General features: G+C 33.9%; 10 protein-coding genes. 9 read left to right on the top strand and 1 reads right to left on the bottom strand.

Annotated elements, in window-relative coordinates:
- Position 1: 1 nt before the first annotated feature.
- The 9 genes from HMPREF0999_RS08365 to HMPREF0999_RS21840 all read left to right on the top strand — a co-directional run bounded on the left by HMPREF0999_RS08365 (position 2) and on the right by HMPREF0999_RS21840 (position 12,497).
- Positions 2 to 1,069 carry a DUF1848 domain-containing protein gene (locus HMPREF0999_RS08365; protein ID WP_009275680.1) on the top strand — a complete coding sequence of 356 codons (1,068 nt, stop codon included), beginning with the start codon at positions 2 to 4 and terminating at the stop codon, positions 1,067 to 1,069.
- Entirely contained in the window at positions 1,066 to 5,571 is a 4,506-nt protein-coding gene (locus HMPREF0999_RS08360; protein WP_009275679.1) for a DEAD/DEAH box helicase, read from the top strand. Before HMPREF0999_RS08365 ends, HMPREF0999_RS08360 begins: the two co-directional genes overlap by 4 nt.
- A 9-nt stretch (positions 5,572 to 5,580) precedes the next feature.
- Positions 5,581 to 6,609 (top strand): DUF842 domain-containing protein, encoded by a 1,029-nt coding sequence (locus HMPREF0999_RS08355; RefSeq protein WP_004312167.1) that lies wholly within the window; start codon positions 5,581 to 5,583, stop codon positions 6,607 to 6,609.
- Positions 6,609 to 7,193 (top strand): vWA domain-containing protein, encoded by a 585-nt coding sequence (locus HMPREF0999_RS08350; RefSeq protein ID WP_004312166.1) that lies wholly within the window; start codon positions 6,609 to 6,611, stop codon positions 7,191 to 7,193. Before HMPREF0999_RS08355 ends, HMPREF0999_RS08350 begins: the two co-directional genes overlap by 1 nt.
- A 148-nt stretch (positions 7,194 to 7,341) precedes the next feature.
- On the top strand, positions 7,342 to 8,169 hold the full coding sequence (locus HMPREF0999_RS08345) for a hypothetical protein (RefSeq protein ID WP_009275678.1): 828 nt from the start codon (positions 7,342 to 7,344) through the stop codon (positions 8,167 to 8,169).
- A 184-nt stretch (positions 8,170 to 8,353) separates the two neighbouring features.
- Positions 8,354 to 9,340, top strand: a complete 987-nt coding sequence (locus tag HMPREF0999_RS08340; RefSeq protein WP_004312164.1) for a CBASS cGAMP-activated phospholipase — start codon at positions 8,354 to 8,356, stop codon at positions 9,338 to 9,340.
- A 4-nt stretch (positions 9,341 to 9,344) separates the two neighbouring features.
- Positions 9,345 to 10,325 carry a CBASS cGAMP synthase gene (locus HMPREF0999_RS08335; protein WP_004312163.1) on the top strand — a complete coding sequence of 327 codons (981 nt, stop codon included), beginning with the start codon at positions 9,345 to 9,347 and terminating at the stop codon, positions 10,323 to 10,325.
- Complete coding sequence (locus HMPREF0999_RS08330) at positions 10,318 to 12,042, top strand: ThiF family adenylyltransferase (RefSeq protein WP_004312162.1); 1,725 nt, start codon at positions 10,318 to 10,320, stop codon at positions 12,040 to 12,042. The genes HMPREF0999_RS08335 and HMPREF0999_RS08330 overlap by 8 nt, the downstream gene beginning before the upstream one ends.
- Positions 11,949 to 12,497 (top strand): Mov34/MPN/PAD-1 family protein, encoded by a 549-nt coding sequence (locus HMPREF0999_RS21840; protein WP_029257210.1) that lies wholly within the window; start codon positions 11,949 to 11,951, stop codon positions 12,495 to 12,497. Before HMPREF0999_RS08330 ends, HMPREF0999_RS21840 begins: the two co-directional genes overlap by 94 nt.
- On the opposite strand, the gene HMPREF0999_RS23225 is transcribed toward HMPREF0999_RS21840, so the two are convergent.
- Positions 12,481 to 13,152, bottom strand: coding sequence for a M23 family metallopeptidase (locus tag HMPREF0999_RS23225; protein ID WP_010183944.1), 672 nt, complete (start codon positions 13,150 to 13,152; stop codon positions 12,481 to 12,483). The genes HMPREF0999_RS21840 and HMPREF0999_RS23225 overlap by 17 nt on opposite strands.
- Positions 13,153 to 13,313: the final 161 nt, after the last annotated feature.

Below are 13,313 nucleotides of genomic sequence, written 5' to 3'. Positions count from 1 at the left end.
TATGGCCTGGGATAAAGTTAATATAAAAAGAGATAACGGAGAAATTGTTGAAGCACAAGCTCCTATTATCGTGTCAGCAAGCAGAAGTACTGATATACCAGCATTCTATGCGGATTGGTTCTTCAAGCGTTTGGAGATAGGATATTCTGCATGGACGAATCCTTTTAACGGTGTACCATTATATGTTAGTTATGAGAAAACCAGGTTTATTGTATTTTGGTCTAAAAATCCACGTCCTTTAATTCCATATCTTCAATTTCTGAAGGATAAACATATTGGTTGCTATATTCAGTTTACTTTGAACGATTATGAAAGAGAGGGACTTGAAAAAGGAGTGCCTGAATTAAGCGAGAGAATCAATACATTCAGAGAACTTGTAAACATTCTAGGAAAGGGTCACGTTATTTGGCGGTTTGACCCACTTATCCTGACTGACTCTATCAAAGTCACTGACCTACTTCATAAAATAGAATACATTGGGGATCAACTTAAAGGTTATACAGAAAAGCTTGTATTCAGTTTTGCTGACATCGCTGAATATAAAAAAGTAAAAAGGAATCTGGAGACAAACAATATTCATTACGAGGAGTTTAACGAGTCAACAATGTATGAAATTGCATCAGGACTTGCTGAACTAAACAAAAAATGGGGATATGAGCTTGCTACATGTAGTGAAAAAATACCATTAGAACAATTTGGTATTCAGCACAATCGTTGCATTGATGATACTCTGATTGCCAAAATAGCATATAATGATTCCGCACTCATGAAGTTTCTTGGTTATGAGGTTGTTTCACACTTTGGAAAAGAATTCGGAGCTATTATTCCAGATGGAGCTCTTGAAATCACAGATACAATGTATCTATGTAAGAAGAAAGATAATAAAGACAAAGGACAGCGGCAATTTTGCGGTTGCATTGTCAGTAAAGATATTGGACAATACAATACTTGTCCACATTTATGCGAATATTGTTATGCTAATTCCAGTAAGGCTACCGCTGTAAGGAACTGGAACAAACATAAGTTAGACCCATTTAATGAAAACATCTTAGGAAAAGGAATAGAATGAATTACATTGATACCATAAAGTCAATAACTCCACTGTCTTTAGATGATATAATAAAGACAGCCAAACAACACGTACCTGCTCAATATCGACAAACTCCATGGAATTATCCCGGACTTGCTCATGGAACTGCTATTCTTCAGGATGAAGAGCAGTTATGCTGTTATCTTGCTTCTTATGGTGAAATGCACCAAGGTAAACTTGCTTGTGCTTTCACAAAGTTTCCATATCTCAATATGGACAAAAATATTGAAATAATAGATTGGGGATGTGGACAAGGTTTGGCAAGTATTTACTTTATTGACAATTTAAGACAGTACAATCTCTTAGAAAAGCTCCAAAAGGTAACTTTGATTGAACCATCATATGCTGCACTTTCCCGTGCCGAATTACACCTACGGCAGGCTGTAGGAGATTCTGTTTACATTGAAACCCTAAACTACTATCTGCCATCAACTGTCGAATCACTTAAAGCCAATGCAATTGGAGGCATACATATTGAAGAGCCTATTTGTATACATCTCTTTTCCAATATTCTTGATATTCCGCAGATTGACTTAAAAGAGCTTGCATATCTTGTGAGTTCATCAGGCTATCGTCACTATTTTGTATGTGTTGGTCCGGTAAACTTTGGAAATGAAAGACTTTCTGCCTTCCCACGATATTTCAATATCCCAAATGATGCTTACTTCATTGATTTTAAATCAGGTCAGTATAAGCAACTTTCTAATGGTAAATGGTATGGATGTATTGCAAAAGGATTCCAAGTTATTCGTGAAGAAGGCAAACCATTTCTTGTTTCCCTTTCGTTTTATCCACCAAAACAATTCCATTGTGCTTTCAGACTTGATACCATTGAGGATATTGACAGGAATAATTCGGATGCACAGAAATATTGGAATGAGTATTCAGCTTTTGAAGTTCTAGCACCCTTTGATATTGGAGCAAATATATATGAAGACATAGATCCCGTTTTAGCGGTTCTAAGTAATATAATTTCACGAGGATTACCAACTAAGTGTTCACCTTTCATTGAGAAGAAGCTTAATAATGCTTTAGATTTTTCAGAGGAAACAGAAAAATATGGTACAATAAGATACGTTAAAAAAGCTGGCACTAAGCTTGCCAACGAACAATTACTACGTGAAATCCCAATTGCAGTTGCCAGAATTGAAAAGGTTATAATAGAGGCAGTCCTTACTGGCCGCATATCACTAGATAAAGAAACATGGGATGTTATTGTTAAGGAAAATGACGTTCCATGTTCTGCCATTGCTTTTGCTGATTTAGCAGAAATGTATAATCATCTTACAGCTCTTTCATCGGACTTTACAGACAGGACATTTCCGAAGATAAATTTATATGTTATCTCAGAGTCATACACATCTTCACCGCTCCATCTTGGAAGTACTGTCTATTCATATAATAAGCAGGCTAATAGAGAAAAAACCTATGATATGGTTATCGATATTGCCATACATGAGAAAGTTGATGCTGTAAATGTTCAATTTTCGGAATTCAAGGCTAATAATGATTGCTATTTCAACGTACGTTCGTCAAATACAATCTATACCTCTCGTGAAATTTACACCACAGACCGAATTCTTTACCAACCTGTAACGACCATTAATGTAAATGGTGGGCATACAGTAATAAAAGAGACTGCCGAGCATTTGGAATATTTCTTGCAACTAATGTTCCGAAAAAGGGAATTTAGACCGGGGCAGTTACCTATTCTCAATAAAGCTCTCCAGATAAAAGGGGTAATAGGACTCTTACCTACAGGTGGAGGAAAATCACTTACATACCAACTTGCAGCAATGTTACAACCAGGAGTTACTGTTGTTATCGATCCATTGAAATCGTTAATGCAAGACCAATATGATGGCTTGCTAGGTACTGGAATTGATTGCTGTACATATATTAATAGCGAACTCTCTACAGAAGAACGGGCTTCTCATGAACTTATGATGGAATCTTCTCAGGTGATATTTACATTTATGTCACCAGAAAGATTATGCATATTTGAATTTAGAGAAAGACTAAAGAACATGGAAGACCTTCACGTTTATTTCTCCTACGGTGTTATAGATGAAGTCCACTGCGTTTCAGAGTGGGGACAGGATTTCCGTTTTTCGTACCTTCATCTTGGACGCAATCTTTACAATTATGTAAAAGCAAAAAATGGAACAATCTCTTTGTTCGGTTTAACAGCAACCGCCTCTTTTGATGTCCTTTCTGACGTAGAGCGTGAACTTTCGGGAAATAATTCATTTACATTAGATCCTGATACAATTGTTCGTTATGAGAATAGTAACCGCCTTGAACTGCAATATAAAGTTGAAAAGATTGAGGTTGAGTATAAAAAAGATCAGTTCTATGATAAAGAAGGACGATTGAGTAATTATCCAAGTGCAGTCAATATTGGAGATGTCTGGAGTACAAATGAGCAAAAAGCAAAATTCTTGTCAACATACATATATCGTATTCCTGATTATATTCGTCAACTTCAAACTAAAGACTCAATTGACAGAATCTTAGAAAGATTTCACGAGAGAGAGGACCTTGAAGAAGTTGATGGTCAGCATTTACTCGTTGATATGCCAGACGATTTCTACTCACAAAAAAGTGATTACGAGCAAGCAGGCATTATCTTCTGTCCTCATGTAAATAGCAGTGGGATAAGTGTTTCTGTCAATTCAAAAAATCTCTCTGAAATATGTGAAGTAGGAACATTCTCTGGTTCTGCACAAGATGGTGTAACACAAGGGAATGATTCAATGGAGAATATGAAAAGATTCAGAGAAAATAAGCTGCCAATAATGGTTGCCACGAAAGCTTTTGGCATGGGGATCGATAAGCCAAATGTAAGATTTACTGTGAACATGAATTACTCCAGTTCTTTAGAAAGCTATGTTCAAGAAGCTGGCCGTGCTGGTCGTGATCGGAAAATGGCTCTTTCTGTCATACTTTTATCTGATTATAATCTTGCTCGAATCAACCCCAAATATCCGAATTGGAGTTTTCCACTTGACATAATCAAAGGGAGATGGTTTAAGGAAGAAGATCTTCATCATATTCTTGAAGATTTTGGTATTAGCATTGAACCGAGATATATAGATTATTGTACTCCGCTGTCTGATATAGTAAAATTAAAGTGCAATACAGATAATGTCGTTGTTAAAGAAGATGGGACAGAAATCAAGCAGACATGGCGCTGTTCGGATAAATGCTCAAAGTACAAAAACTGCCAATTGCGTCATGTTGATAAAAGTATGAGAGGATGGCAATTTCATCAAGATCTTAGAGACTATCTTAGAACTGAGCAAATAAGAATACCAAAAGAGAATATTGAATATCAAGGAGCAGACTATAATACAGTCATGTATTTCTTTGACAATAACTTTAAAGGTGAATTCGAAGAGAAGAAAAAGATGTACTATCTGTTGAGTCAGGTGGATCTTGAATATTTCATCGGAAACGACAAAAAAGACAAGCCAACGGAACATATCCATGCAAATGGTTTTCTTGAAACGGTTCTAAATTCTGAAATTGGAACAGAAGTAGTTTCCATTATTTCATATCAAGATGATAGTTATGCTGATATAGCAAAGGCTATTTACCGTATGTGTATAATTGGCCTAATAGACGATTTTACTCAAGATTATAGTAAACACTCATTCAGAATTCTTTCAACAAGAAAGAAGAACGGATCCTACTATCTACGTTTAAAAGAATTTCTGATGAGATATTACTCTGAAGAAAGAGCTGAAAACGAAGTCGAAAAGGCCAGCGTCAGAAAAGGACTTAATGAGATTCATAAATGCCTAGGTTATCTGACAGAATTCATATATGATAAAGTTGCCCTCAAAAGGAAACGTGCTATAGATGATATTCGTAATTTCTGCAACATTGGAATTGATACGTCAAAGGACTGGAAGGAAATCAACGAAGATTTGAAAGATGAAATATACTATTATTTCAACTCTAAATATGCACGTGAAGGATATATGACAGACAATAACGAGAGTTTTTCACTTTTGGATGACACAGACCGTGGAAAAAAATCCTCCGCAGAAATATTATTTAAATACATGCGTGTGGTTGATTCTGATGTGATAGGAGCCTCCGGCTCGCCAAAAGATAACATAAAACATCTTCAAGGTGCGGTCAGACTTATCCGTAGAGGAACTACAGACTCTAATGCAACTCTCAGTTTGCTTAACGTATTCTGCCTGCTTGCTTTAAAAGTCGGTAATAATAAGAATCTAATGAATGAGCTTGATAAAAGCTATATTGAAGGTTATCAAGAATTGAAAAATGAGATAAAAAATCACGATGACTTCGCCAGTTGTATTTCTCGGTTTAAGACAAATCTTAATATTCACAATCGAAATTTAGCAATCGACGAAGATATAAAACATCTTGATGATTTAGAGATTATAGCAGAGTTAGGTTATCACAATTCATGGATGGATATATTCACAAATAAGTATATAAAATAAATTCCCAATATGGAAGCACAAGATATTCTTAAAATGCTCACCAACTTAGAGCAAAGTCTTCAGAATGTTGAATCTGCAAGACAACAAGTTACTAATACTGTAAATGCATATGAAGGTACAAAAGCACAACTTCACGCATTAACTGTGGAGTTTAAAGAGGTTTCTTCTGAATTAAACAAAGTTTATAATGCTATAAAAGAGAATGTTGACTCTATTGATGAAACACTTAAAATAAAGATTGATTCTGTATTTAAGAGCATAAGTAAAAAAGTGGATACACTTGATGCAGTTGCGGAAAAAATTCAGTCTTCATTTGAAAAGTCATGTAACAATTCCGTCAATACTATTGAGAATTCAGTACATAATAGCATAGGAAAACTTAACAATGAAGTTGATCAATCCATATCCAAGTTTAATGAAAAGGTCAAACTTGAACTAGATGGCATATCTTCTACCCTTTCAAACTTAAAATCGTGTACGAAAGAAATTCAGGACAGTTTCCGAAATTCTAATACTGCTTTTACGTCCGACTTAAAGGTTATGCTTAAAAATATTGCAGATGATTTCAAAGCGTCTGTAGAACAGCATATTTTATCTTTTACTTCATTAAAAGATGAGCTTAAAAGTATTATTGATGGTTATGAAGAGAAAAGCAAAACCGTTGTAAGTAAAGTAGACAATATAGAAAGTATAATAAAATCCGAAACAACTATTTTAAAATCAAAAATAGAAGTTGTTGGTACAAATCAAAAGAATCAACATGATGAAATTGTCAGTAAATTAAAATCTCTCAGTGAAGGGCATATTAAAGCTGCTGATAATTTGTCGGAACGATTTAATACTGTTGATACAACACTTAGGACGTTGTCATCTTCAATATCAGAATTAAAGACACAATTTGATTCTAAAGAAAAAGATCTTTATAATACAATAAACGCCCTAAAAGGAGAAGTTACCAGTTCTAAGAGGTTACTTACATTCTGCTTTATAGCAATCATCATATCTTTACTATTAAACTTTATTGCATTTATAAAATAATGAGACTTTATATTTTACTTGATACATCTGGCAGCATGGATGGCTCAAAAATCAGTGCGTTGAATGATTCAATGGAAAATATTATTATTGATTTGCAGGAAAAGGCGTTTAACGGCAAAAACATTGATATTGTTGTCTTATCCTTTGCAAGGGATGTTACTTGGATGCATGATAAGCCCATTAATATTTTAGACTTTAATTGGAAGCCATTAACCGCAAGTGGAATGACCTCTTTAGGTAAAGCGTGCTGTGAGTTAGCAAAAAACATAAGTACATATCCAGCTAATAATGAAAATACTGCCATAGTACTTCTTAGTGATGGCTGTCCAACCGATGACTATGATGAGGGAATAATGGAATTGCGTAATTTACAGACATTTAATGATGCAGATAAGTTTGCTATAGCTTTAGGAGACAATGCTGATTTACAGACTTTAATCAGATTTGTGGATGTTCAAGAAAATATTTTTATAGAAAATAAAGCCGATAGATTGATTGATGCTCTAAACACAATAATGGGAAATATCACCAATTACACTTCAACACCTTTACATTCAGATGATATAGATGATGAATGGTCGTAATTTACACTAAATTATAATTTCATTACAGCAAAAGGGGCATGTATAATATTAAAATACTTAGCCTCTTTTTATATTTTTATTATTGTGCAGATAGACTGCATAACAATTATATATGTTTGCGAATAAAACATATAAACAACAATTTATCATGAAACCATCTACTATTGTATGCTTGGTACTATCAGCAAACTTCCTTGTTTCTTGTGGTTACAAGAAAGAGGCTAAAGAAGTTACACAAGATTTTTTCTCCGCTATCAAAAACAATAAGGAAGAAAAAATGGTTGAACTATATCCTGAAGTTGGAAACCTTCAAAACTATTATAAATCAGACACAATAATCGTGAAAGAAGTAAAAGAACTCGAAGACAAGAAATACAGTGTTGCATTAACAAACAAGTTCACTAACGGATTCGGTAAAAATACAGAGTCAGACATTATCATATATACAAAGCCTAAAGACGATAAGAAACCAAGTGACGGCTATGTAATTTATGACTCAAAAGGACTATGCAATCTTTCTGATGATCCTATATATATGTTCGCAAAGAGAAAAGGCTATATACAAGGAGATACTCTTACAGACCAACAGATTTCAAAGAAATATTCTGAGGCATCAACTGCAATTATTTCGCTATCATTAAAGTTTTATACTTATCTTACTGAGAATGTAACTATAGCAAACTGGAATTGGGAAACAAGTGATTATAGTTATTCTGCAAGTGGAAGAGGGGTTGTAAAAAATAATACCCAATATACCATACCAAATGTAAAATACGTGGTTACGTATTTGAAAGGAAATGGTACTGAAGTAACTCAGGATGACGGCTACGTTACATACGACGAAATACGTCCATACGGGATGAAATCATTTTCATTCTATACGTCATATGTTGGCGATGCATCCAGAGCAAAAATAAGGCTTGAATTTGATAATGATTTTATTCTTAAAACAGTGGCTGATGGTGAATTTGAATAGCTGATTTTTTATAGAATAAAAAAGAGTACAACATGTGAAAACAGTGCAAAAATGGCATATAAATAAACAGCTAAAAAGCTGACATTCTGGCATATAAAATAGATATTTATTGACTAAAATATTTATTAACAAGATTATTCGAGTTGGCATGGTATTTGTATTATTTATTTATAAATAATGTTATATGGGAAAACATCCTTTTAAGATTTTATGTATTGATGGAGGGGGAATAAAGGGGCTATTTTCAGCACAAATTCTCGCTAAATTCGAAGAAGTTTACGACACGAAAATTTCAGAACAATTTGACTTAATATGTGGAACATCAACTGGAGGAATTATTGCCTTGGCTGCATCTGCTAATATCTCAATGTCTGATGTTGTAAACTTTTACAAAGAAAAAGGGCCAAAAATCTTCGCTCAAAAGAGGAAAAAAAATTTGGGAAAGTTATGGCTTAAAATAAAGCAAATATGCTATAAAGGTAAATATAGTAATGAAGAATTAAGAAAAGCTTTAGCTGAAGTCTTTAAAGACAAAAAAATATACGAAAGTTCTAATCTCCTTTGTATTCCTGCTTTTGACATAATTACGGCTACGCCAAGAGTTTTCAAAAGGGACTATAAAAAATTTACAGAAGATAATAAAAAGACATATGTAGATGTTGCTCTTGCAACATCTGCTGCGCCAACATACTTACCTATACATAATCTTGAATCAAGTCAATATGTAGATGGAGGAGTATGGGCCAACAATCCAAGTTTGGTCGGACTTATGGAATTTTTATATCAATTTGCCAATGATGAGAGATTTAATGGTGTTGATATATTGTCTATTAGTAGTCTTGAGGTGGCCCAGGGAAATGCCCCAAAACGAAACTATAACTCATTTATTGACTGGAACGAGAATCTTATTGAATTATTTTCAATAGGGCAAGCTAAAAATATGACAAAACTCTTTGAGTTCTTAGATGGGAAATTAAAATTCCCGATGAATTACGTTAGAATCACTAATGAACCTCTGTCAGCCGAGCATATGAGAAATATATCTATGGATAATGCTTCAGACCGTTCATTAAAAATACTTCAGTCCATTGGCAATGCTACTGCAATAAAAGCTAAAATGGATCCGAAAGTAGAGAGATTTTTCACGACAGGTAAAACATTATATTTCTAAAAATATGGCAAATAATCACGAACAATTTATTGCTTTTAATGACACAATTAAAGCATCAAAATCAAGAAGAGATACACTTAAAAAAAATCGTGAATCTATTAGAAAGAAAATTCGTAATTACTTCAAGAATAATTGGCCGGATAAAATTCAGCCCCAATTTCATTGGCAAGGTTCATACTCTATGTATACTTTGCTGAATCCGATTAAGGATGAAGATGGACTTGGTGCATATGATTTGGATGATGGAATATATTTTATTGGTTCGTCTGAAGATGAACGTGAAACTGTACAATGGTATCATAACCAAATTTATGAAGCAGTAAAGGACCACACAACACAGGGTGCAAAAGACAATAACCCATGCGTAACTGTATATTTTGCAGATAACCATCATATTGATTTGCCAGCATATTTTATGGTAGATGGAGATGAGCATCCCAAAATGGCTCACAAAAAAAATCCATGGATGGATTCAGATCCAAGAGAAACGACCAATTGGTTTAATGGAAAATCAGAACATCCACAACTGAGGAGAATTGTACGATATGTAAAAGCATGGGCTGACTATGTGAACAATCAGGGAAAAGGGAAAATGCCAACGGGATGTATACTTACCATTCTTGTTGAAAAGAATTTCACTTCAAATGATAGAGATGACATAGCATTAAGGGATGTTCTCGTAAAAATGAATAATAGTCTCAGCGCTAAAGATGGTTTTCATTGTTATCGCCCTACATTCCCAGTAGGAGAAGATTTATTTGAGCATTACAAAACAAGCCGCAAAGATTTTTTCCTTAAAGAATTGAACTCTTTTGCGTCTGACGCTGATAAAGCTGTAAATTCATCTAATCAAAAAGATGGTTGTTTAAAATGGCAAAATCACTTAGGTGAACGTTTCTCTTGCTCAACAGCAAAAGACGAAGATGAAGATGCTCAGAAAAAGAATCTATCAGGAACATTAAAAACAAATAGTCGCTTTGCATAATAAAGAATTACTTAAAACTTGCTTTGCTGAAATAAGTAAGGAAGACGATGTAGAACTTGTTGGTCAGATTCCAACAACTTCACAGCATTCATACATAGAGTGTTGGAAATTGAGTACCTATATTTCAGTAGCTCCTGTTGCTGAAAAAATAGAACTATATATAGGATTCCCAAATTCATTTCCATATGAATGTCCAGATATTTTCTATTTTGATACGAAGTATGACTACTTCCCTCATATAGATTATACTTATCGAAGACTCTGTTATCTTGAAGAAGGAATAACTTATTCTCCAGATCAACCTATTTCAGTATTACGTGAATGCATTAGGCAAGCTAAACGCTTGATAGAGAAAGGGGCAAAACGTGAAAATGAAGATGATTTTATCAAAGAAATATATAGTTATTGGATAGGAACATATCCAAACGAACAAACTATTAATGATGATTGGTTGATTTATGGTGATATACCTACCACATCACAAATCCTTAAGGTTTGGTCATATAAAGAAACTCTATATACGGAAAAAGGAGCTTCTCATAATTTAATTATACAGAACGATGATATTGATATTGATTTTGAACATTATCTAAAGCGTAAACCTTACTTCTCTGAAAATGAAACATTATTCCTCAGAAGTGTTGAGATTCCTTATACGCCTCCATATTCAATAAGCCCTTTAACGTTTTTAGAATGGATTAAAGATCCTGATGATAAAAAATTGTTCAAAAAAGTTCTCAACAAGAAGAAAAAAGTAATTGTTACGTTTCCACTACTTCATACAAAATATCTTGGTGGATGCTATATACCATTGCAACCAGCCTTTAGAAAAGGCCATCGAAATCTTACTGCATTTGAAGAACTTACACTTTTTGAGAAAAAAAACAGGTGCCTTCAACGGCTCATTGGCAAAATATATTCCTCTGATAGAATAGACCAACGTACTTCAGGAAGGAAGTTGGGAACAAGGAAATTTGCTGTTATAGGACTTGGAAGCATCGGAAGTAACTTATGTTATTTTTTAAGTGGATGGTCTAATACGGAATATATACTTGTTGATAATGATATTATGCAACCAGAAAATATTGGAAGGCATTTACATGGTATGAAATATATTCAACAAAGTAAAGTTCATTCCGTTGAAGAGTTTCTGCGAGAGAAAAGGCCTGATTCATTAATAAAAAGTTATGGTAATTCAATAGAGAACGTTATAGAAAAAGATCTAAATGAGTTCAATAGATGTTCTGCATTATTCATGTGCGTAGGAGATTGTATGTCAGAACAATATGTATTGTCATTGGTAAAAAAAGGCATTTTACGCACTCCAATATTTATTCTATGGCTTGAGCCTTTTGCAATAGCTGGACATCTAGTATACATAAATCCTGCCAATAGTCCTAATTTGGATAACATTTTAGAAAAAGATACAATGTTATATAAGCATAATATAATACCTTCCTCTGAATACATCAGTAGAGGTGAAACAGAATTTATTAGTAGAGATGCTGGATGCAATGGGGCTTATGCACATTATTCAGGAAATGATGTTATACTTTTTTTGTCGGCTATATATCCAATTATCAATAACCTAATAAAAGAACCTTTTAATTCAATGTGCTATCGATGGGTAGGAAATCTAAATATTGCAATAGAGAAAAAAATAAAATTAATAGAAGGGGAACACATTTCCGGAAGTATCACGAAAATACCTCTATAGATTATAAAAAAATAAAGGTTGAAATAAAGGAATCTGCATTAAAGAAACTTCAAACTTTTCAGCAGAAAGAAGGATTTGAGATTGGTGGTGTGTTTACAGGGTCTGAATTAGAAGAATCTAAATTTCGTATAGCAAAAGTTTCCGATCCATGTACAATATTTAATGGATCTACTAAATACAACTGCACAAGAGATGCGAGATTAGCAAATCTTTTTATAGAAGAGGATTATAAAGTATCAAACCGCTCCAGATATTATTTAGGGGAATGGCATACCCATCCTGAGGATAATCCTCAACCTTCAAATATAGATGTCGCTTCCATCAAAAATATATATTCTACGTCAAAACTTCCTATTAATGGAGTTTTTTTGATAATTGTTGGACTAAGAAGCAACTATTATGGTTTTTATGATGGTAAAAACATTCATAAAATTGACGTTACTTTATGTACATAACTTTATTCACACAGTTTAAGAGGATGATAGGGTCAATAACCTTACCATCCTTTTTTGTTGTCAGGTGCAGATGGGGGCCTGTTGACATACCTGTATTACCAGACACCCCGATTATCTCACCGGCCTTAACATATTGTCCGATTGTAACCTTAGATGATGACAAATGACAATAGCTGACCGTGTAGGTGTCGGTTTGAATTGTGATGTATCTGCCAGAACGCTTATCATGAGCAGACTTCACTACTTTCCCTGGAAGCATGGAAAACACAGGTTCGTAGTGTGCCTGAAGATCTACTCCATTATGCATGCAATATTTATGTGTAACAGGGTAATAACGCATTCCAAACTCTGAGTTTATCTGAATATTCTTTAATGGAAAAGCCATATTCAAAAATTGAAGAATATCACCAGATGTTTGTGAAGAGGGTCCTACATTATCCCGGCATGATTCCACCATATTTAAATGTGATGAAGCATGGTTCAAAGAATCTTTTAACATCAAATTGTCCACAAGAGAAGTATTTGTCTCTTGTGGATTTTTTGTTTTGTGGACTTGTTGATTATATAAACGCCCAACCGTATTAAACTGCGCTTTTATTGTGGTACTTGGCATAAACGAGAGAAGTACCATCATGAGTATGTTTCTAATTTCCATGAAACAAAATTACATATCTCTATTACCATGGGATAAACCTCACATACTCCAAGTGATTTTTCTAACTTTATTTAGGCTAATAGTATGATTCTCGGCGATAAATCATACTTCTTTCATAAGGAAATATAAAACTATTGGTATAATATGTCTATTCTTCCGTT

It is taken from the genome of Parabacteroides sp. D25, from assembly GCF_000307475.1.
In the GTDB taxonomy this organism is placed as follows: domain Bacteria; phylum Bacteroidota; class Bacteroidia; order Bacteroidales; family Tannerellaceae; genus Parabacteroides; species Parabacteroides distasonis.
The sequence above is the reverse complement of the archived record's forward strand: the minus strand, read 5'-3'. Positions and strand labels throughout refer to the sequence as shown.